This is a genomic window from Streptomyces sp. NPDC036813 (assembly GCF_055609245.1).
The window spans coordinates 254,536-274,203 of the sequence record NZ_JBVJPV010000010.1; the positions used below are offsets into that span (position 1 = coordinate 254,536).

Sequence of the window (19,668 nt, forward strand, 5' to 3'; positions counted from 1 at the left end):
CCATGAGCAGAGCCGAACAGCCCTCCCGCAGAACCCTGCTGGCCGCCGCGGTCACCGCCGCGGTGGCCGGTGGCGCCGGCCCGGTCCTGGCCGCGGGCGGCGCGTCCGCCGCCGGCCGCGCCGGCCCGGCCCGTCCCATCGACTACCGCTCCTGGACCACGTACTCCGACTGGCGCGGTGGCACCGCCCAGGGCACCCGGGCCGTCGCGGGTGCCCGTCCCGGCCTGGTCATCGGCGAGGCGGCCGGCACCACCGACTACACCGACCCGCACACCGGCACCACCGCCCGCTGGGAGTACGCCACCTGGACCTCCCCGGTCCACCGGCCGGCCGTCCCGGCCACCGAGGCCATCGCCTCCTGGAACGCCCGCACCCCCGCCGGCACCTGGATCCAGACGGAGCTGCAGGGCACCTACTCCGACGGGACCGCGACGCCCTGGTACGTGATGGGCCGGTGGGCGGCCGGTGACCAGGACATCCGGCGCACCTCCGTCGACGGCCAGACGGACGGCAGGAGCAGCGTCTGGACCGACACCTTCTCGATCGACGACCCCGCCTCCGGTCTGCGGCTGGCCTCCTACCGGCTCCGGCTCACCCTGTACCGCCGCCCGGGGCTGACGGCCACGCCGACGGTGTGGCGGCTCGGCGTCATGGGCTCCGACATCCCCGACCGCTTCACGGTCCCCGCCTCCACCCCGGTCCTCGCCCGCGAACTGGCCGTACCCCGCTACTCGCAGGAGATCCACAAGGGCCAGTACCCGGAGTACGACAACGGCGGCGAGGCCTGGTGCAGCCCCACCTCCTCGCAGATGATCATCGAGTACTGGGGCGGTCGGCTCACCACCCAGCAGCTGGCCTGGGTCGATCCGTCGTACGCCGACCCGCAGGTCTGCCACGCGGCGCGGTACACCTACGACTACCAGTACGGCGGATGCGGCAACTGGCCCTTCAACGCCGCCTACGCGGCCACCTTCGCCGACCTGCAGGGCGTGGTCACCCGGCTCGCCTCGCTGACCGAGCTGGAGACGCTGATCGCGGCCGGCATCCCGGCCATGACGTCCCAGTCCTTCCTGAAGACCGAGCTGACCGGGGCCGGTTACGGCACCTCGGGGCACCTGATGACGGTGATCGGCTTCACGCCCGACGGCGATGTCATCGCCAACGACCCCGCCTCGCCGAACGACGCGGCGGTACGGCGCGTCTACCTGCGCCGGGAGTTCGAGAACATCTGGCTGAGAACCAAGCGGTACAACGCCTCCGGCAAGGTCGCCTCCGGTACCGGAGGCGTCTGTTACCTGTACTTCCCGGCCCGCCCGACCCCGCGGCAGCGGGCCGCGCTCGCGGCGGTGGGCGTGCGCTGAGCGGCCCTCGACGGCCACCGGGAGCCGCCTGGTGGCCGTCTCCCGGCGGGTGCTGTGACCAACCTCTCCGCCACAACCCGGGCCGGGGGTGGCATGGTGGACGATCGGCGGGGGACTGCCCCGCACGGACGACCACAGTGAGACGACGCCATGACCGCACACACGGCCACCGCTCCCCGGGCCCGCACCGGCGGCCCCCGCGACGACGGCCCGACGATCCTGGAGCACGCAATGGGCTGGGTGCTCGTCGTCGTGCTCGCGATGCTCGTCACCCAGCTCGGACTGCTCTGAACCGCCCTTCGCCCGAAGGGTTCTCGCGGCTCGGACAGCTGTGATCCGAGGCATACCCGACCTGCCATACTGCGGCATGTCCGCCGCCCGCAGGAACCCGGGGTCGACCTTGAACCTCAGCCACCAGCCCGCTGCCGTCGCCGTTCCGGGACCCCGCGGCACGGAGCGCTCGCTGGCGCGTCGCGCCGAACTGATCGCCATCGGGCGCCGGCTGTTCGCCGACACCTCCTACGACGCCCTGTCGATGGACGACATCGCCCGCCAGGCCCATGTCGCCAAGGGACTGATCTACTACTACTTCCGGTCCAAGCGCGGCTACTACCTGGCCATCGTCCAGGACGCGGTCGCCGACCTGGTCGCCTTCGCCGCGAGCGGCGCGGACCTGCCCGCCGTGGACCGCGTGCACCGCACCATCGACGGCTATCTGCGCTACGCCGAGCAGAACCAGGCCGCCTACCGCACCATCGTCAGCGGCGGTGTCGGCTTCGACACCGAGGTGCACGCCATACGTGACTCGGTGCGCGAGGCGATCATCCTCACCATCGCCGAGGGCGCCTACGGCCGCAGCGACCTGACCCCGCCGGCCCGCATGGGCCTGCTGACCTGGGTGTGCGGGGTCGAGGGCGCCACACTCGACTGGGTCGACCGCCCCGAGCTGTCCCGGGACACGATGCGCGAGCTGCTGGTGAAGACGCTGGGCGGCGTCCTGCGCGCCATCGAGGAGATCGAGCCGGCTTGCCCGGCCCCCGGACCCGCCCGCCGCGAGGGCTGACGCCGGCGCGGATGCGCCCCGATTTCCGGCCCCGCGGGTGGGTCCCGGATTTTTCTTGAAGTAAGCGGTCGTTAACTGGTGACGCGACCCCTCGGATCGGGCATACTCACAGCGCACAGCCGCTGGTCAGCAGTGTTCCGAGACCCGGAAACGCCCGCCCCGACCGGCACCAGGAAGACCCGGCGGAGCCGCCCCCACCCCGGGCGCACGTCCGCCGACGTGCCCGACAGGGAGGAGAGCGTCGCCATGCCCGACCGCGCCCCGCAGCCGGTGGACCGTCTGCTGCCCACGGAGGAGTCCCGGGATCTGATCTCGCTCGTCCGTGACATAGCGCAGCGCGAGATCGCCCCGAAGGCTGCCGAGGAGGAGGACGCCGGACGCTTCCCCCGCGAGGTCTTCTCCCTCCTCTCCGAGTCCGGACTGCTCGGCCTGCCCTACGACTCCGAGTACGGCGGCGGCGACCAGCCGTACGAGGTCTACCTCCAGGTGCTGGAGGAGCTGGCCGCGGCCCGCCTCACCGTCGGCCTCGGCGTCAGCGTGCACACCCTCGCCTGCCATGCCCTCGCGACCTTCGGCAGCAAGCAGCAGCAGGTCGAGCACCTGCCCGCGATGCTCGGCGGCGGGCTGCTCGGCGCCTACTGCCTGTCCGAGCCGGCCTCCGGCTCCGACGCGGCCTCCCTGCGCACCAAGGCCGTCCGCGACGGTGACGGCTGGGTGATCACCGGCACCAAGGCCTGGATCACGCACGGCGGGGTCGCCGACTTCTACACCGTCATGGCCCGCACCGGCGAGGAGGGGCCGCGTGGGATCACGGCCTTCCTGGTGCCGGGGGACGCCGAGGGGCTGAGCGCCGCCGCGCCCGAGAAGAAGATGGGCATGAAGGGCTCGCCGACCGCGCAGGTCCACCTCGACGGCGTCCGCGTCGGCGACGACCGGCGCATCGGCGAGGAGGGCCAGGGCTTCACCATCGCCCTGGCTGCCCTGGACTCCGGGCGGCTCGGCATCGCGGCCTGCGCCATCGGCGTGGCCCAGGCGGCGCTCGACGAGGCGGTGACGTACGCGACCGAGCGGCGGCAGTTCGGCAAGCCGATCGCCGACTTCCAGGGCCTGCGCTTCATGCTCGCCGACATGGCGACCCAGATCGAGGCGGGCCGGGCGCTGTACCTGACCGCGGCCCGGCTGAAGGACGCCGGCCGGCCGTTCGCCAAGCAGGCGGCCATGGCGAAGCTGCACTGCACCGACGCGGCGATGAAGGTCACCACCGACGCCGTCCAGATCCTCGGCGGTTACGGCTACACCGCCGACTTCCCGGCCGAGCGGTTCATGCGCGAGGCCAAGGTGCTGCAGATCGTCGAGGGCACGAACCAGATCCAGCGCATGGTCATCGCCCGCCACCTCGCGGGCCCCGAGACCCGCTGAGCGGCGATTCGCCGGGGCCGCGTGGCGCGCCGCCCGGAGCCGGGTGCGGGCCCGCGTGACGTGCCGGGGCCCGAAGAAGTGCGGGCCGCCTGGCGTGCCAGGTCCGGGTTCGGTGCGGGGCGCGTGGCGCGCTGGGCGGGGTTCGGTGCGGGCCGCGGGGCCTGTCAGGCCCGGGTTCGGGTTCGGGTTCGGTGCAGGCTGCGTGGCGCGCTGGGCCGGGTTCGGTGCGGGCCGCGGGGTCTGCCGGGCCCCGGTTCGGTTGCGCGGGCCGCGATGCCTGCGGGTCCGGGCCGCGGGGCCCGGGCCGGCGGGCCTGCGGGTTCGGCGCGGGCTGCGGGTCCGGTTTCGGGTTCGGTGCGGGCCGGGGCGCCTGCCGGACCCGGGTTCGGAGACGGCCGCGTGGCCTGCCGGGTCCGGCTCCAGCGGGGCCGGCCGGCCCGTCGGGCGCAGGTTCGGTGATTCCTGCGGCTCGCTGGGGGCCCTGGCTCGACGAGGCCGCGTGGCCTCCGCGTCCCGGTCGGGCGAAGTGTCGAGCCTCGCTGAATCCCGGCTCGGCCAGCGCCCGTTGCTCGCTCAGCCCGGGTCGCCCAGGCCGCCGCGGAAGCCGCCGAACTGGCCCGGTCGGACCAGTGGGGCCGCCAGCCGGGCCCACTCCGGGTCGTGGCGGCCCGGCAGGGTGCGGCCGCCCTCCGCCCAAACTCGCAGCACCGCACGGTAGATGGGCGGGTCCGGATGCTGCGGCGGCGCAAGAGGAACCGATTCTGCGGGTGGCGGCACGAAGAGGCGCCGCTCATGTCCGGTCGTCGCATACGTGCGGGTCATACCCGGGCAACGCGGCGGCGGTCCGCGAGGTCACCGGCCCGCGGAATCGGGCGTGCGTTCGCGCGGGGACACGGTCCCCTTCGTGGCCGCACGGGATTACCTGACATACCGTCAATAAGCAGCCTCCACAGGTGCGTTGGCTGAAGCGACCGCCTTTGATGAACGTTGCCGGACGAGCACCCGAAACCGCTCACGGCACCGCACACCGACCTGCGCCACGGCACCCTGACGGCCGTGGCGCAGGTCGGTCACGCGTGGAGTCAGGCGGCGCGCCGCATCGTCGCCGCCCGCATCGGGCGCGAGCCAGGGCCGCCGACGTGTGAGAAGGGCTGCGTCCGCCAGTCGAGGCCCTGGGGGAGCGTCAACAGCAGGGCCGTGTCCTGCTCCTGGGGCGTGAACGACTCGTCCGCGGGCCGGGCGTCGGACGCGCTGCGGCCCGTACCGGCACACACCGTGAGGCCGAACGGGTTCCAGGGCGAGGCGCACAGCGCGTGCTCCGGCAGTACCTCCTCGTCCGCCAGCAGGGCGATCGGCTGCGCGCAGTCCGGGCAGATCACCCGGTACATCTCGAAGGTGTCGTAGGCGTCGAACTCCTCGCCGTCGTCGAAGGCGTCGGGTTCGACGCCCTCCGGCTCGGGATCGACGACGGGCTGCTGCCGCTTGGGCGCGGAGCGACCAGGGCGCTTAAGACTCTGCATGGGATTCTCCCCCTCGGGCTGGGCCGTGAAGGCGCTGCGGCCTCGACCACAGCAAGCACTTCCCGTCCGCTCCGGGGGGTAATCACGAGACCATCACGGAGACGGCTCCCAGCGTGTGGCATTCGTCACATGCGGTGCGCAGGTGACCGGGAGCGGGCCGTGCGCCGCCCGGATGGCGCAGGGAGGGCCGGCCGCCAGGTCACGAACCGGGTATGACCTGGGCTTGGGAGGTATCCGAGGAGATCACCCGCCCTGTAGGTTTCTGCGTCATGGAGGAGCTGGACCGTCAGATCGTGCAGCTGCTCGTCAAGGACGGGCGGATGAGCTACACGGACCTGGGCAAGGCCACGGGCCTGTCCACGTCAGCCGTGCACCAGCGGGTGCGCCGGCTCGAGCAGCGTGGCGTCATCCGCGGATACGCGGCCGTCGTCGACCCGGAGGCCGTCGGGCTGCCGATGACCGCGTTCATCTCGGTCAAACCGTTCGACCCCAGCGCGCCCGACGACATCGCCGACCGGCTTGCCGGCGTCCCCGAGATCGAGGCCTGTCACAGCGTCGCCGGCGACGAGAACTACATCCTCAAGGTGCGCGTGGCCACCCCGCACGAGCTGGAGGAGCTGCTCGCCCGGGTCCGCTCGCTGGCCGGGGTGTCCACCCGCACCACGGTGGTGCTGTCCACGCCGTACGAGGCACGGCCGCCGCGCATCTGACCCCACCTGGGTGCGGAACGGTCCGGGCCAGGCGGGAGACTGTTCCCCATGAGTGAGCGCACCCCCGAGCCGCAGACCGTCCTGCTCCGCCGTGGCGAGGTCCACAGCCCCGCCGACCCCTTCGCCACCGCCATGGTCGTCGAACGCGGCCAGGTCGCCTGGGTGGGCTCCGAGGGCGCGGCCGACGCCTTCGCGGAGGGTGTCGACGAGGTGATCGACCTCGACGGCGCCCTGGTCACCCCCGCGTTCACCGACGCGCACGTGCACACCACCGCCACCGGCCTGGCGCTCACCGGCCTCGATCTGTCCGGCGCGCCCTCGCTGGGGGCCGTCCTCGCCGCCGTACGGGAGTTCGCCGCCGCCCGGCCGCACGACCGGGTGCTCCTCGGGCACGGCTGGGACGCCGCCCGCTGGGCCGACGGCCGCCCGCCCACGCGCGCGGAGCTGGACGAGGCGACCGGCGGGCGCCCGCTGTACCTGTCGCGCATCGACGTCCACTCCGCGGTCGTCACCACCGCCCTGCTGGAGCTGACCCCCGGCCTCGGCGTCCTGGACGGCCCGCTGGCCGCCGACGCCCACCACGCCGTGCGCGCCACCGCCTTCGGCGCGATCACGCCCGGACAGCGCGCCGAGGCCCAGCGCGCGGCCCTCACGCATGCCGCGTCCCTCGGCATCGGTTCCGTCCACGAGTGCGGCGGTCCTGAGATCTCCTCCGAGGACGACTTCACCGGTCTGCTCCGGCTGGCCGCCGAGGAGCCGGGCCCACGGGTCGTCGGCTACTGGGCGGAGGCGGACGTCGCCAAGGCGCGGGAGCTGGGCGCGCTCGGTGCCGCCGGGGACCTCTTCGTCGACGGCGCCCTCGGCTCGCACACCGCCTGCCTCCACGAGGCGTACGCCGACGCCGCCCACACGGGCACCGCCTACCTCGACGCCGACGCGGTCGCCGCCCATGTCGTCGCCTGCACCGAGGCGGGCCTCCAGGCGGGCTTCCACGCCATCGGCGATGCCGCGGTGACCGCCGTGGTCGAAGGCGTGCGCGCCGCCGCGGAGAAGGTCGGCCTGGCCCGTGTGCGGGCCGCGCGCCACCGCGTCGAACACGCCGAGATGCTCACCCCGGAGAGCATCGCCGCCTTCGCCGAGCTGGGCCTGACGGCCTCCGTGCAGCCGGCCTTCGACGCGCTGTGGGGCGGCGAGGACGGTATGTACGCCCAGCGTCTGGGCGCCGAGCGGGCCCGCACGCTGAACCCCTTCGCAGCGCTGCTGCGCGCCGGCGTACCGCTGGCCTTCGGCTCCGACAGTCCGGTCACCCCGCTCGACCCCTGGGGCACGGTCCGGGCCGCCGCCTTCCACCGCACCGCCGAGCACCGTGTCTCCGTCCGCGCCGCCTTCACCGCCCATACGCGCGGCGGCTGGCGGGCGATCGGACGCGACGACGCGGGCGTCCTGGTGCCGGGCGCCCCCGCCGACTACGCCGTGTGGCGCACCGGCGCCCTCGTCGTCCAGGCCCCCGACGACCGCGTCGCCCGCTGGTCCACCGACCCGCGCTCGGGCACTCCCGGCCTGCCCGATCTCACCCCTGGCCGTGAGCTGCCCGTCTGCCTGCGCACGGTGGTCGGTGGCCGCACGGTGTACGTACGGCCGGGCGAGTGATCTACGGCGGCCGGGCGGCGGACCGGTGCCGTCCGCCCCGCCGCCGCCGTCGCCGGGCTGACCTGCGCGTTGACGGCGTCACCGCAGGTCGAACGGCTGTTGACAGGCTGCGGCCCGGGGCCGATAGGTTCGGCGGAGTCCACCACCGGACGCCCGGTGCGGGAAACGTTCACACGCCGCAGCGCCGCTGGGTCAGGGACGGTGCGCCCGGATCGGGGGCACCGCCGCTGGGAGCCAGGCTCAGCGCAGCGCAGGCGAGGGAACGTTTTGGCCGCGCCGGGGAGGTGTGACCCGGGTGGGGCCCGGGCGCTCAGTAGACAACGGCTTTCGGTCGATCCGCAGCCAGCGGGTCCCAGGTCGGCCCGAAGGGCGCCGGGCCCCCATCCGCCGCACACGCGCGTGCGAAGGGCCCCAAAACCGTCTCTCCTACCCCGAGTTTCCCCTTTGGACACCACCATACGAACGTCCTGTCACGTCATCGCAGGCCGCGGCCACTATGGTGGTCCTCTGCGTACGGACATGAAGGGGCAGCAGTGAACGACGGCGACGGGACTTTCGAGGCGAAGGCCCAGGGGAGGAAGTTCGGTCCGCTCGGCACGGCCTTGGTGATCATTCCGACCTACAACGAGGCGGAGAACATCAAGAGCATCGTCGGCCGGGTGCGGCGGGCGGTTCCCGAGGCGCACGTTCTCGTGGCCGACGACAACAGCCCGGACGGCACCGGCAAGCTGGCGGACGAGCTGACCGTCGAGGACGACCACGTGCACGTGCTGCACCGCAAGGGCAAGGAGGGCCTCGGCGCCGCCTACCTGGCGGGCTTCCGCTGGGGGCTGGAGCACGGCTACGGCGTGCTGGTCGAGATGGACGCCGACGGTTCCCACCAGCCCGAGGAGCTGCCCCGCCTGCTCACCGCGCTCAAGAGCGCCGACCTGGTCCTCGGCTCGCGCTGGGTGCCCGGCGGCCGCGTGGTCAACTGGCCGAAGTCCCGTGAGTTCATCTCCCGCGGTGGCAGCCTCTACTCGCGGCTGGCGCTCGACCTTCCGCTGCGGGACATCACCGGCGGGTACCGGGCCTTCCGTCGGGAGACCCTGGAGGGCCTGGGCCTGGACGAGGTCGCCTCCCAGGGCTACTGCTTCCAGGTCGACCTGGCGCGCCGCGCGATCAAGGCCGGCTTCCACGTCGTCGAGGTCCCCATCACCTTCGTCGAACGGGAGCTGGGCGACTCCAAGATGAGCCGCGACATCCTCGTCGAGGCGCTGTGGCGGGTCACGGCGTGGGGCGTGGGGGAGCGCGTCGGGAAACTCACGGGGAAGGCCAGACCGGCCAGGGCGTCGGCGAGCGAGCCGGCCAGGCCGTCGGCGGCTGCTCCGGGGGAGCGAACGACAGGTGAGCCGACGACCGGTGAGCCCACGACGGGTGAGCCGACGACGGGGGAGCCGCCTGCGGGCGGGAACGCCTGATCAGGCTCTTATCCGGAGCTGAGCCGGGGCCAGGCACACTGGAGACATGACGACTGGCGCTCCGACCTCTTCCTCCTCCCGCCCCTCCGGGCGGGCCCGCCGCTCGCGGCTGCGTACCGCCCTGCCGCTGGGGATCGCCGCATGGCTGGTGCTGGAGATCTGGCTGCTGACCGTCGTCGCCGGCGCGTCGAACGGGTTCGTGGTCTTGCTGCTGCTGCTCGCCGGCGTCGTGGCCGGTGCCGCGGTGGTCAAGCGGGCGGGACGGCGGGCCTTCCAGAACCTCAACGAGGCGCTGCAGCGGGGCGGCTCCCCGGCGCAGCGCGGCGGCAACGGCTTTCTCATGCTGGCCGGCCTGCTGCTGATGATCCCGGGGCTGCTCTCGGACGCGGTGGGCCTGCTCCTGCTCCTCCCGCCGGTCCAGAAGGCTGTCGGCCGCTACGCCGAGCGCACCGTGGACCGCACACTGCGCGCGGCGGGCACGGGCGGCCTTGGTGACGTCTTCCAGCAGGCCCGCATCCACCGCCCGGACGGCAAGGTCGTCCAGGGTGAGGTCATCCAGCACGACGAGCCGGGCGACACCCCGCAGGAGCGCCGCCCGCCGCTGACCCGCTGAGCGCGCAGGGGGCCCCTGAGCTCCGCGGACCCACGCCACGCACAACAGACCGCGGGCGCCGTACGTCGAAACGTACGGCGCCCGCGGTCAGTAACGCGCGCTGTGGACCGGTCCGAGCCCCGCAGGGACTACGCGGACTTGCGGCTGTCCCGGGGATGAACCGCGAGGTTCATCGCACCGGAGCGCAGAACGGCGAGCCGCTCCTCGAGGACCTCTTCGAGTTCCTCTCGGGTCCGCCGCTCCATCAGCATGTCCCAATGCGTACGCGCGGGCTTGGCCTTCTTCTCCTCAGGGCCGTCGCCATCCACGAGGAGTGCCTGGGCTCCACAGACCTTGCACTCCCACTCCGGCGGGATCTCCGCCTCGACCGAGAAGGGCATCTCGAATCGATGCCCCTTCTCGCATGCGTACTCCACGGCCTGGCGCGGGGCCAGGTCGATGCCGCGGTCCGTCTCGTAGCTGGTCACCACGAGGCGCGTGCCGCGAAGAGCTCGCTCACTCATGAATCGTGCCTCCCGGGCTTGTCGCCCACAGGACAGGTGTCGCTGTCGTCGTCATCCGGTCAACGTCCGGTCGGCGGTAAAGATTCCCGTCCCGATGTCCCGTTCCGGGTCATGCGTCGCCGTCGTGCCGCAGCCTTGTCAACCAGTGCAGTACCCACCGACGCCCGGTTTGTCACGTCTGATCGGAGATGTCACCTAGCGCCTCGTCGCCTTTGACGCGCAGTAACGGTACGCCTGGCAGGCCAAACGCGTACACTACCGCCCTTTCACCCCGAGTGCTAAATCTTCTCGGGAACGGGATTGCCCGCGTCGCCGATCGCCCGCCGCACCGGCACGCGGGCGAGGAGCACGAAACCGATCGCGAAGAACGCCACCAGCGAGATGATCGCGGACCGGTAGCTGCCGGTCAGCTGGTAGGTGACGCCGAACAGCAGCGGGCCCAGCCAGCTCATCCCGCGGTCGCTCAGCTCGTACGCCGAGAAGTACTCCGCCTCCTTGCCCGGCGGCACCAGGTGGGAGAAAAGGGAGCGGGACAGCGCCTGGCTGCCGCCGAGGACCAGACCGATCCCGGCCGCCAGCACGAAGAAGAACACCGGCGCCTTCGCGGGCAGGAAGTACCCCGCGCCGAGGGTGACGGTCCAGGCGATCAGCGAACCGAGGATGGTCCGCTTCGCCCCGTGGATGCGGGCGAGCCGCCCCATGGCCAGCGCGCCCGCCACCGCGAGCACCTGCACCAGGAGCACAGCCGTGATCAGTGTGGACTGGCCGAGGCCCAGTTCCTCCGAGCCGTACACGGACGCCTGGGAGATCACCGTCTGGATGCCGTCGTTGTAGACGAGGTAGGCGAGCAGGAAGGCCACGGTCAGCGGGTGGCGGCGCATGTCGCGGACCGTCGCCGCGAGCTGCCGCATCCCCGGCAGGGCTGCCTCGCGCTGGGCCGAACGGCGGTCGCGCAGCCGCGCGAGCGGGACCAGCGTGAACGCGCCCCACCACAGCCCGGCCGAGGCCAGACAGATCCGCACGGCCATGGTCTGCGAGACGCCGAAGCTGTCGTGGGCGGAGTAGAGGACCAGGTTGGCGATCAGCACCAGGGAGCCGGCCGCGTACCCGAAGGCCCAGCCCCGGGAGGAGACCGCGTCGCGTTCCTCGGGTCCGGCGATCTGCGGCAGGTAGGAGTTGTACAGCATCATCCCGACGGACTGGGCCGCGTTCGCCACCACCAGCAGCACACCGCCGAGCAGATAGCGGTCGCCGGAGAGGAAGAACATTCCCGTCGTCGCCGCCGCTCCCACGTAGGCGGCCGCCGCCAGCAGCGGCTTCTTGCGGCCGGTGCGGTCGGCGGCGGCCCCCACCAGCGGCATCACCAGCACCGCCACGATCACCGAGAGGGAGACCGAGTAGGCGAAGAAGGAGCCGGCCCGCACCGGGACGCCCAGCGGATGCACGTACCCGTCCGCGTCGGCGGCCGACTTCGCGACCGACGTCAGATACGGGCCCAGGAACACGGTGAGCACGCTCGTCGAGTAGACGGAGCACGCCCAGTCGTAGAAGTACCAGCCGCGCTGTTCGCGCCTGCGGTCCGCGGCGTCGTCCGCCCCCGCCCTGCGCACGGTGTCGATGTCCACCCGTGCCCTCGCTTCCCCGCCGAAGGTAGAGCGCGCCGCCCGGGCGGGCGCCGGTCGGTCAGACCCAGACGCCGCGTTCCTCCATGACCTTGCGCAGTGTGTCGATGTGATCGGTCATGATGCCATCGACCCCCAGGTCCAGGAGCCGGTGCATGCGCTCGGGTTCGTTGACCGTCCACACGTGCACCTGCAAGCCGTGCGCGTGGGCGAAGCGGATGAAGCGCCGGTCCACCACCTGGATGCCCGACTGCACCTCCGGCACCTGGGCTGCCACCGCCGAGCGGCGCAGCGCGGCGGGCACGCCCCAGGAGCGCAGCCGCAGGTTGAGCACGCCCCGGGTGCCGTAGGAGGTGGCGAGCTTCGGGCCCGCCAGGTGCTGGGCACGTACCACGCGGGCCTCGGAGAACGATCCCAGGCAGATCCGGTCCCAGGCGTTCGTCCGGGCGATCAGGTCGAGGAAGGGGTGCAGTGCCGCCTCGGCCTTCACGTCCACGTTCCAGCGCACCTCGGGGAAGGCTTCGAGCAGCTCGTCGAAGAGGGGCACCGGCTCCGTACCCTGCACGCGCGCGTGCCGCACCTGCGTCCACGGCAGGTCGGCGATCCGGCCGGCGCCGTCCGTCACCCGGTCCAGCGTGGCGTCGTGGAAGGCGACGAGCCGGCCGTCCTTGGTGGCGTGCACGTCGGTCTCGATGTACCGGTAGCCGGCCTCCACCGCCCGCCGGAACTGCGCCAGGGTGTTCTCCAGGCCGTCGGCCGCGCCGCCGCGATGCGCGAAGGCCAGCGGGCCCGGATGGTCGAGGTACGGGTGGCGTATGGACGTCGTCACGGACGCAGTATCGCCCGAGTGGGTGACCCCGTGGCAACGACCGTGCTGCCCTGCGGTGCCTGCGGAACGGCGAACACCCGCAGGAAGAACTGGGCGAGCGGGCCGATGGACACCGCGTACAGCAGTGTGCCGGCGCCCAGGGTGCCGCCCAGCGCGAACCCGGTGACCACGACCGCCACCTCCACCACCGTGCGCATCAGCCGGATCGAGCGGCCCGTGCGCTTGTGCAGCCCGGTCATCAGCCCGTCGCGCGGGCCCGGTCCGAAGCGGGCGGCGATGTACAGGCCGGTCGCGACACCGTTCAGCGCGATCGCGGCGGCCAGCAGCGGGACACGGACCGCCAGGGCGTGTGCCGTCGGCACGGCCGCGAGGGTGCCGTCCATGGCGAGACCGATGACGAAGACGTTGGACACCGTGCCCAGGCCCGGGCGCTGACGCAGCGGGATCCACAGCAGCAGCACCGCCGCGCCCACGACGATCGACACCACGCCCATGCTCAGCCCGGTCAGCTCGGCCAGGCCCTGGTGGAGCACGCCCCACGGTTCCAGGCCGAGGCCGGCCCGCACGAGGAGCGCCGAGCTGGCGCCGTAGAGGACCAGCCCGACGTAGAGCTGCATCAGCCGCCGGGGCAGGTGGCGTGGTGATGTGGACACGAGGGTCCCCCTGGGTGGTGGTAGTGGCCTGACACATGACACCCTGTGGCGTGGAAGCACACGCTCTCCATGGCCAATTCGGGGAAGGTGGACTGATCGGGATGGCCCAGTGGACCTCTGCGGTGGGCGCGGCGCAGCTCGCCCGGCTGCTCAAGTCGCAGCAGGACCGCCCGGCGGGCCCCGGCACCCGCCGGCCCCCCGCCTACCGCGCACTGGCCGACGGCATCCGCCTGCTGGTCCTGGAGGGCCGGGTCCCGGTGGCCGCCCGCCTGCCCGCCGAACGAGAGCTGGCCCTCGCCCTGTCCGTCAGCCGTACGACGGTGGCGGCGGCCTACGAGGCGCTGCGCACCGAGGGCTTCCTCGAGTCCCGCCGCGGCGCCGGCAGCTGGACCGCCGTCCCGGCCGGCAACCCGCTGCCCGCCCGCGGCCTGGAACCGCTGCCGCCCGAGGCGCTCGGCTCGATGATCGACCTCGGCTGCGCCGCGCTGCCCGCGCCCGAACCGTGGCTGACGCGTGCCGTCCAAGGTGCCCTCGAGGAGCTCGCGCCGTACGCCCACACGCACGGCGACTACCCCGCCGGGCTGCCCGCGCTGCGGGCGATGATCGCCGAGCGGTACACCGCGCGCGGCATCCCGACGATGCCCGAGCAGATCATGGTGACGACCGGTGCGATGGGCGCCATCGACGCCATCTGCCACCTCTTCGGCGGGCGCGGCGAGCGCATCGCCGTGGAGTCCCCGTCGTACGCCAACATCCTGCAGCTGATGCGGGAAGCGGGCGCGCGGCTGGTGCCGGTCGCGATGGCCGAGGGGCTGTCCGGCTGGGACCTGGACCGCTGGCGGCAGGTGCTGCGCGATGCCGCGCCCCGCATCGCCTACGTGGTGGCCGACTTCCACAACCCCACCGGCGCGCTCGCCGACGAGGAGCAGCGGCGGCGGCTGGTGGAGGCGGCCCGCTCGGCGGGGACCGTGCTGGTGGCCGACGAGACGATGACCGAGCTGTGGCTCGACGACGACCTCGAGGGCGCCATGCCGCGGCCCGTGTGCGGCTTCGATCCCGCCGGCTCGACCGTCATCACCGTCGGCTCGGCCAGCAAGGCCTTCTGGGCGGGGATGCGCATCGGCTGGGTGCGCGCCGCACCGGACGTGATCCGCTCCCTGGTCGCCGCCCGCGCGTACGCCGACCTGGGCACCCCCGTGCTGGAGCAGCTGGCGGTGAACTGGCTGTTCAGCACCGGCGGCTGGCAGGAGGCCGTGCGGCTGCGGCGCGCCCAGGCCCGGGAGAACCGGGACGCCCTGGTCGCCGCGGTACGCCGGGAGCTGCCGGACTGGGAGTTCGAGGTGCCCCGCGGCGGGCTCACGCTGTGGGTGCGCGCCGGGGGACTGTCCGGGTCGCGGCTCGCCGAGGCGGGCGAGCGGGTCGGCGTACGGGTCCCCTCGGGGCCGCGCTTCGGCGTCGACGGGGCCTTCGAGGGGTTCGTCCGCCTTCCGTTCACCGTCGGCGGCGCGGTCGCCGAGGAGGCGGCGGCACGGCTCGCGGCGGCGGCACGACTGGTGGCGAGCGGTGGGGCGGGGGGCGGCGCCGAGGCGCCGCGCACGTTCGTGGCGTGAGCGGGCGCGGGCGCGGGCGCGGGCGGCGGTCCGGCTCGGCGGTTCGGCCGGCGACCGTGCCCGGGCCTCCTCTGCGCCGATCCCTCCGTGCCGTCGGTCAGTCGGCAGCGATCTCCCGGCGCCCGCCGTACGTCAGGGCCGCAGCGGGCACCCCGCCGTCCTCGCCTGCCGCGACGCCCTGCGCCCTGCGGTGACGGCCCGCTCCGACCGCAGGCAGGGCATCGCGCCCGGTGCACGCAGCGCAAAGGCGCCGCACGCGTGCGCGCGGCGCCTCCGGCAGGCGTACGGCCCCGGTGTTACGCCTGTTCCACCACCGCGGCCTCGGTGGTGAGCGGTTCCTCCGGGACGTCCTTGTCCATGGGAACCTTCTCACCGTCCGCGGGGGTCGTACGCGGCGGCAGCAGATCCATCACGGCCTGCCGGTGCGCGTCACTGGTGGCGTCGTCGTACGGGTCGGGGGTCGCCGGCACCTGCAGCCGGTGCACCGGGCCGCTGCCCAGACGGGCGTAGCCGCGGCCGGGCGGGACATGGGCCAGGGGAGTGGTGCACGGCGGCGCGCCCAGGACGGCCTCCAGCTGGGCGGGCGTCGCCGGGCCCAGGGCGACACGCGCGCGTGTGTGCTGCCGTACCGGATCGCTCAGCGTTTCGAGGCTGTCGAACTGTTCGGCGATCACCACGGTGACGTTCGCCGCGCGGCCGTGCCGCAGCGGTACCTGGAGCAGGGCCTCCGGGTCCTTGCGGCCGTCGGCGGCGGCCAGCGGCGCGAACGCGGTCGGCCGGTCTAGCAGGATCCACAGCGGACGGCGGGTGTCGTCCGGCGGGGGGTGGCCCTCCTGGCGGGCCCGGTTGGCGGCGATCAGCCGCCGCTCGGTCTCGGTGGCAGCCCACTCCAGGCTGGCCAGCGCTCCGCTGAGCCCGCACTCGACGGCCAGCACGCCGTCCCGGCCGGTCAGGCAGGCGTACTCGCCGGTGCCGCCGCCGTCGACGATCAGGACGTCGCCGTAGGGGAGGGCCTGGAGCGCGATCGAGCGCAGCAGGGTCGAGGTGCCGCTGCCGGGCTGGCCCATGACCAGCAGGTGCGGCTCGGTGGAGCGGATGCCGGTGCGCCAGACGACGGGCGGCATGTCGCGCTGCTCGTCGCCGAAGGAGAGCGGGAGGGTGCGCTGGACCTGGAGGGAGTCCGTGAAACCGAGGACCGTCTCGCCCGGCGTGGTGACGAAGCGCTGCGCGGCGATGTCCGCGGGCAGCGGCGCCAGCACGGTCACCGTCAGCTCGTTGCCCTCCTCGTCCCAGGCGAAGTGGTACTCGCGGCCGCGGCCCGACTTCGCGGTGAGCAGCTGCTCGACACGCGCGCGTGCCTCGGCCCGGCCGTCGGGGAAGTACGCCGGGTAGCGGATCTGGAGGTGGGTGATCCGGCCCGAGCCGTCGAACTCGTGCGCCGGGAAGGCCTTCTCCCACTCGCCGCCGTGCGCGTACAGCGGCGCCGGGTCCTCGGCGGTGGAGAAGTAGGGCACCAGGGCCTCGTACAGGGCCTTGAGCCGTTGCGTCTGCGACTCGTCCGGGCCCTCGGGCGCCGGGGGCGTGCGGTCACGGCCCTGCCAGGCTGCCGCCGCCATCAGGGTGATGACGGCGAGCAGCAGGCCGTACGGCACCAGGGCCACGGCCAGGATCACCGCGGCCACCATGAACAGCAGCTGGCCGCGCTTGTCCTTCGGGGTCTCGGCCCACCTGCGCCGTCCGGCCGAGGCCAGCCGGCGCAGACCGCGGACGATCGTGATCAGCGGATGGAGGACGTCGGTGGCGCTGTCCGCCGCCGTCCGGGCCAGCTCCCGGCTCCGGGCGATCTGCGCGCTGCCTGTGCTCAGGATGCGGGGGAGGGGGCGCCGGGCCACTGCTGCCTCCTTGTGGTGCGTACGGGCGGGGAGGACGACGTCAGAACCTGATGCCGCCGAGGAGACTGGCCAGGCTCTCGCCGCCGGCCTTGATGCTGGGCGCGATCGCCGTACTGGCCAGGTAGAAGCCGAACAGCGCCGAGATCAGCGCGTGCGACGCCTTGAGGCCGTCCTTGCGGAAGAAGATGAACACGACGATGCCGAGCAGGACGACGCCTGAGATGGACAGGATCATTTGGGCTCTCCTGGTGTTCGGTGGGGACAGTCACCATGAGTACTTCCAGGCTCACAGGATGTATCTATACGATTAAAGGTGCAAACGGGGGAAATTCCCACGATTTCCCCCGCTCGGCGGAGCGTCGGCTGCGCTGTCCGAGCAGGACAATTGGCGTCGAACGGGTCTGTCGGTGATCTTTGCCGCCTGCGGCGCCCGACATGGGACCGACGAGCCAGTACCCTGGCGATTCACTCGTACGGCCGCACCGCTCGCGGTCGTACGCCGCTCCCGCAGCCGCGGAGGCGGCGCCCGGCAGCAGCAGTCCCCAAGAACGCAGTGAGAGGCGGTCCGGCCGATGACTGAAGCCCCCGACCCCGAGGTCGTGGAGCTGGCGACCAAGATCTTCGATCTGGCCCGGCAGGGGCAGACGGAGCCGCTCGTGGCCTATGTCGACGCGGGCGTACCGGCCAACCTCACCAACGACCGCGGCGACACCCTGGTGATGCTCGCCGCCTACCACGGCCACGCCGACACCGTCCGCGCGCTGCTCACCCGTGGCGCCGAGGCCGACCGCGCCAACGACCGCGGTCAGACCCCGCTCGCCGGCGCCGTCTTCAAGGGCGAGGAAGCCGTCATCAGGGCCCTCCTGGAGGGTGGCGCCGACCCGGCCTCGGGCACCCCCTCGGCCGTCGACACGGCGCGCATGTTCGGCAAGACCGAACTGCTCGAACTGTTCGGCGCGGCCTGAACACACCCGCTGCGACCAGCGGAAACAAGGATTTTGACCAGATAGGACACCGACCACGGGGGAGGCGGTAACAGGCCGCCGGAAATTTCGGTCGCGGTGGGCGGAACCGCCGGGTCATCATGACGTCGTGATTCACGGACGTGATGGCCGGCCAGGTGATGCCGCACCGCGCGGGCCGTGATGCGGCCCGCATGGGCCACCGACGAGAGGCAGAGAGAAATGGTCTACAGCAAGCAGGAAACGGCGGGCGCCCCGACGTGTTGTCACGCGGCCAGGTAATGCAGGTCCCCGGTTGCGTCGACGCTTGATGTGAGGCTGTTTCCCATGTTCGATCCGGTCATAGCGCCCAGCGGTACGCTGCTCGGCCTGCTCCAGCGGGGCCGCGGCGACGGCACACTCCACGCGCTCACCGCCCCCCGCGCCGAGGCGCTCGCGGCACTGAACCACTGCGTGCTGCGCGACCCCCGCCACGACTGGCAGGTGGAGAACCGCTCCCTGTACTACGCCCGCCTCTTCCTCGACCTCGCTGGTGAGCTGGACGAGATCGAGGCCCACCTCTTCGACGTCGAGGACGTTCTCGACACCGACGAGTCCCGCACCGGACTCGCCCTGGCCGTGCTCGGCCACCTCGCCTCCTACGGTCGGCGTGACGCCCTCGACCTGCTGCGCCGCTACGCCGCCACCGGCTCCAACTGGGCCTGGGCGCTCGACGAACTCGCCCTGCGCGACGACGACGCCGGGCTGCGCGCCCTCGCCGTACCCGTCCTGGCCCGCTTCACCACCGACGCCGAGGGCGAGGCCGCGCTGGCCGCCGTCGTGCGCGACGCCTTCGAACCCCGGCCCTGGCGGCTGTGGGCCGAGGACGCGCGCACCGACATCGCGGCACGCGTGCGTGCCGCCCACGAGGCCGGCTCGTTCGACCGCTGGCAGCGGCAGATGCAGCCGACCGGGCCCCGGCCCGGGTGGAGCGTCGCCGCGGTCCTCGAATGGGCCCAGCAGGGCGTCGAACGCGGCGCCGCCCTCCATGTCCCCGCCGCCCGCTGTCTCGCCGCCGTCGCGGGCCCCGAGGACCGGCCGGAGATCGTCCGGGCCGCGCTGGACGGCACCGAGGGAGCCCGGTGCACCGCCCTGCGCTACCTCGCCGACAGCAACGATCCCGACGCCCTCGACCTGATCGAGACCGCCGTCGCGAACGGCACCGCGCCCGTCGTCGAGGCGGCTGTCGACGCCTTCGAACGCATGCGCAGCGTCGCCGCCGTCGACCGGGCCCGCGGCTGGGCCCGCCGGCCCGACGCGCTCGGCGCCGCCGCCGGACGCGTCCTCGCCTGCCGGGGCGGCGCCCAGGACAGCGAGCTCGTCCTCGGCGCCCTGCGGGAGTCGGTACGCGGCGAGGGCTGCGACGCGCCCACCCTGTGGACCCTCGTCGACGGCGCCGGACGCCTCGGCATCGCCTGTGCCGCGCCCGTCCTGCGGCACGTCTACCGCGAGACCGCCTCCTCCCATCTGCGCGGCCGCTGCGCCCGCGCGCTGGCGGCCACCGACCCCTCCTTCGGCACCGGCTTCGCCGTCGAGTGCCTGTGGGACTGCGAGGAGACCACCCGCGAGATCGCCGCGCGGCACGCCGAGACCGGCGACACGCGCGTGGTGGAGCGACTGCGGCGACTGGCCGCGGACCCGGCGGAGGAGGACGAGGTCCAGACGGCGGTACGGAGCCGGATCGGGCCCGACGCGTCGGCGGTGTGACACCGGGCCACGGGGGAGGGCCGGGACGGGCCCGGCGTTCGTCCGGGGCCGTGTG

19 protein-coding genes are annotated in these 19,668 nt (G+C 73.3%); 11 read left to right on the forward strand and 8 right to left on the reverse strand.

Annotation, left to right across the window (positions count from 1 at the left end; genetic code table 11):
* Nucleotides 1–2 precede the first annotated feature (2 nt).
* The 4 genes from ACZ67Q_RS22250 to ACZ67Q_RS22265 all read left to right on the forward strand — a co-directional run bounded on the left by ACZ67Q_RS22250 (nucleotide 3) and on the right by ACZ67Q_RS22265 (nucleotide 3,843).
* Nucleotides 3–1,361, forward strand: a complete 1,359-nt coding sequence (locus ACZ67Q_RS22250; RefSeq protein WP_471184734.1) for a peptidase C39 family protein — start codon at nucleotides 3–5, stop codon at nucleotides 1,359–1,361.
* A 150-nt stretch (nucleotides 1,362–1,511) separates the two neighbouring features.
* Nucleotides 1,512–1,652: an SCO1431 family membrane protein gene (locus ACZ67Q_RS22255; protein ID WP_363265095.1), complete on the forward strand. Its 141-nt coding sequence runs from the start codon at nucleotides 1,512–1,514 to the stop codon at nucleotides 1,650–1,652.
* A gap of 109 nt (nucleotides 1,653–1,761) precedes the next feature.
* Entirely contained in the window at nucleotides 1,762–2,424 is a 663-nt protein-coding gene (locus ACZ67Q_RS22260; protein WP_471184737.1) for a TetR/AcrR family transcriptional regulator, read from the forward strand.
* A gap of 246 nt (nucleotides 2,425–2,670) precedes the next feature.
* Nucleotides 2,671–3,843, forward strand: a complete 1,173-nt coding sequence (locus tag ACZ67Q_RS22265) for an acyl-CoA dehydrogenase family protein (RefSeq protein ID WP_471184740.1) — start codon at nucleotides 2,671–2,673, stop codon at nucleotides 3,841–3,843.
* 573 nt (nucleotides 3,844–4,416) lie between these two features.
* On the opposite strand, the gene ACZ67Q_RS22270 is transcribed toward ACZ67Q_RS22265, so the two are convergent.
* Together ACZ67Q_RS22270 and ACZ67Q_RS22275 are read right to left on the reverse strand one after the other, a co-directional pair.
* Nucleotides 4,417–4,551 carry a hypothetical protein gene (locus ACZ67Q_RS22270; protein WP_471184743.1) on the reverse strand — a complete coding sequence of 45 codons (135 nt, stop codon included), beginning with the start codon at nucleotides 4,549–4,551 and terminating at the stop codon, nucleotides 4,417–4,419.
* A gap of 374 nt (nucleotides 4,552–4,925) precedes the next feature.
* Nucleotides 4,926–5,363 (reverse strand): hypothetical protein, encoded by a 438-nt coding sequence (locus ACZ67Q_RS22275; protein ID WP_471184745.1) that lies wholly within the window; start codon nucleotides 5,361–5,363, stop codon nucleotides 4,926–4,928.
* Nucleotides 5,364–5,632: 269 nt separating this feature from the next.
* Here ACZ67Q_RS22275 and ACZ67Q_RS22280 point away from each other — a divergent pair, with 269 nt between their 5' ends.
* From ACZ67Q_RS22280 to fxsA, 4 genes are all read left to right on the forward strand, one after another.
* The gene (locus ACZ67Q_RS22280) at nucleotides 5,633–6,073 is read left to right on the forward strand and encodes an Lrp/AsnC family transcriptional regulator (protein ID WP_006136660.1); all 441 of its coding nucleotides are present in this window, start codon (nucleotides 5,633–5,635) and stop codon (nucleotides 6,071–6,073) included.
* Between the two features lie 48 nt (nucleotides 6,074–6,121).
* The gene (locus tag ACZ67Q_RS22285) at nucleotides 6,122–7,723 is read left to right on the forward strand and encodes an amidohydrolase (protein WP_471184747.1); all 1,602 of its coding nucleotides are present in this window, start codon (nucleotides 6,122–6,124) and stop codon (nucleotides 7,721–7,723) included.
* Nucleotides 7,724–8,256: 533 nt separating this feature from the next.
* On the forward strand, nucleotides 8,257–9,183 hold the full coding sequence (locus ACZ67Q_RS22290) for a polyprenol monophosphomannose synthase (protein ID WP_471184750.1): 927 nt from the start codon (nucleotides 8,257–8,259) through the stop codon (nucleotides 9,181–9,183).
* Nucleotides 9,184–9,229: 46 nt separating this feature from the next.
* Complete coding sequence (gene fxsA / locus ACZ67Q_RS22295; protein ID WP_471184753.1) at nucleotides 9,230–9,796, forward strand: FxsA family membrane protein; 567 nt, start codon at nucleotides 9,230–9,232, stop codon at nucleotides 9,794–9,796.
* Between the two features lie 128 nt (nucleotides 9,797–9,924).
* On the opposite strand, the gene ACZ67Q_RS22300 is transcribed toward fxsA, so the two are convergent.
* The 4 genes from ACZ67Q_RS22300 to yczE form a co-directional block, all read right to left on the reverse strand.
* Complete coding sequence (locus ACZ67Q_RS22300; RefSeq protein ID WP_010357981.1) at nucleotides 9,925–10,299, reverse strand: RNA polymerase-binding protein RbpA; 375 nt, start codon at nucleotides 10,297–10,299, stop codon at nucleotides 9,925–9,927.
* A gap of 278 nt (nucleotides 10,300–10,577) precedes the next feature.
* Entirely contained in the window at nucleotides 10,578–11,924 is a 1,347-nt protein-coding gene (locus ACZ67Q_RS22305; RefSeq protein WP_471184756.1) for an MFS transporter, read from the reverse strand.
* Between the two features lie 58 nt (nucleotides 11,925–11,982).
* Nucleotides 11,983–12,750 (reverse strand): glycerophosphodiester phosphodiesterase, encoded by a 768-nt coding sequence (locus tag ACZ67Q_RS22310; protein WP_471184759.1) that lies wholly within the window; start codon nucleotides 12,748–12,750, stop codon nucleotides 11,983–11,985.
* Nucleotides 12,747–13,367 carry a membrane protein YczE gene (gene yczE / locus ACZ67Q_RS22315; RefSeq protein ID WP_471184863.1) on the reverse strand — a complete coding sequence of 207 codons (621 nt, stop codon included), beginning with the start codon at nucleotides 13,365–13,367 and terminating at the stop codon, nucleotides 12,747–12,749. Before yczE ends, ACZ67Q_RS22310 begins: the two co-directional genes overlap by 4 nt.
* Before the next feature lie 137 nt (nucleotides 13,368–13,504).
* Between yczE and ACZ67Q_RS22320 the strand changes: the two genes are divergently transcribed.
* A complete protein-coding gene (locus tag ACZ67Q_RS22320; protein ID WP_361637305.1) occupies nucleotides 13,505–15,013 on the forward strand; it encodes an SCO1417 family PLP biosynthesis transcription factor in 1,509 nt (502 codons plus the stop codon).
* A 296-nt stretch (nucleotides 15,014–15,309) separates the two neighbouring features.
* On the opposite strand, the gene ACZ67Q_RS22325 is transcribed toward ACZ67Q_RS22320, so the two are convergent.
* Both ACZ67Q_RS22325 and ACZ67Q_RS22330 read right to left on the reverse strand, forming a co-directional pair.
* Entirely contained in the window at nucleotides 15,310–16,905 is a 1,596-nt protein-coding gene (locus tag ACZ67Q_RS22325) for an ATP-binding cassette domain-containing protein (protein ID WP_471184762.1), read from the reverse strand.
* A 40-nt stretch (nucleotides 16,906–16,945) separates the two neighbouring features.
* Nucleotides 16,946–17,140: a hypothetical protein gene (locus ACZ67Q_RS22330; RefSeq protein ID WP_123759446.1), complete on the reverse strand. Its 195-nt coding sequence runs from the start codon at nucleotides 17,138–17,140 to the stop codon at nucleotides 16,946–16,948.
* Between the two features lie 337 nt (nucleotides 17,141–17,477).
* On the opposite strand from ACZ67Q_RS22330, the gene ACZ67Q_RS22335 reads away from it, so the two are divergent.
* Together ACZ67Q_RS22335 and ACZ67Q_RS22340 are read left to right on the forward strand one after the other, a co-directional pair.
* On the forward strand, nucleotides 17,478–17,870 hold the full coding sequence (locus ACZ67Q_RS22335; RefSeq protein WP_471184765.1) for an ankyrin repeat domain-containing protein: 393 nt from the start codon (nucleotides 17,478–17,480) through the stop codon (nucleotides 17,868–17,870).
* Between the two features lie 324 nt (nucleotides 17,871–18,194).
* On the forward strand, nucleotides 18,195–19,613 hold the full coding sequence (locus ACZ67Q_RS22340) for a HEAT repeat domain-containing protein (RefSeq protein ID WP_471184767.1): 1,419 nt from the start codon (nucleotides 18,195–18,197) through the stop codon (nucleotides 19,611–19,613).
* The last annotated feature ends 55 nt before the right edge of the window (nucleotides 19,614–19,668 follow it).

Coding starts and splice junctions, on each gene's coding strand:
- ACZ67Q_RS22285 (WP_471184747.1), top strand. CDS start 6,122: ATGAGTGAGCGCACCCCCGAGCCGCAGACCGTCCTGCTCCGCCGTGGC.
- ACZ67Q_RS22300 (WP_010357981.1), bottom strand. CDS start 10,299: ATGAGTGAGCGAGCTCTTCGCGGCACGCGCCTCGTGGTGACCAGCTAC.
- ACZ67Q_RS22275 (WP_471184745.1), bottom strand. CDS start 5,363: ATGCAGAGTCTTAAGCGCCCTGGTCGCTCCGCGCCCAAGCGGCAGCAG.
- fxsA (WP_471184753.1), top strand. CDS start 9,230: ATGACGACTGGCGCTCCGACCTCTTCCTCCTCCCGCCCCTCCGGGCGG.
- ACZ67Q_RS22335 (WP_471184765.1), top strand. CDS start 17,478: ATGACTGAAGCCCCCGACCCCGAGGTCGTGGAGCTGGCGACCAAGATC.
- yczE (WP_471184863.1), bottom strand. CDS start 13,367: ATGCAGCTCTACGTCGGGCTGGTCCTCTACGGCGCCAGCTCGGCGCTC.
- ACZ67Q_RS22340 (WP_471184767.1), top strand. CDS start 18,195: ATGTTCGATCCGGTCATAGCGCCCAGCGGTACGCTGCTCGGCCTGCTC.
- ACZ67Q_RS22250 (WP_471184734.1), top strand. CDS start 3: ATGAGCAGAGCCGAACAGCCCTCCCGCAGAACCCTGCTGGCCGCCGCG.
- ACZ67Q_RS22255 (WP_363265095.1), top strand. CDS start 1,512: ATGACCGCACACACGGCCACCGCTCCCCGGGCCCGCACCGGCGGCCCC.
- ACZ67Q_RS22320 (WP_361637305.1), top strand. CDS start 13,505: ATGGCCCAGTGGACCTCTGCGGTGGGCGCGGCGCAGCTCGCCCGGCTG.
- ACZ67Q_RS22265 (WP_471184740.1), top strand. CDS start 2,671: ATGCCCGACCGCGCCCCGCAGCCGGTGGACCGTCTGCTGCCCACGGAG.
- ACZ67Q_RS22330 (WP_123759446.1), bottom strand. CDS start 17,140: ATGATCCTGTCCATCTCAGGCGTCGTCCTGCTCGGCATCGTCGTGTTC.
- ACZ67Q_RS22280 (WP_006136660.1), top strand. CDS start 5,633: ATGGAGGAGCTGGACCGTCAGATCGTGCAGCTGCTCGTCAAGGACGGG.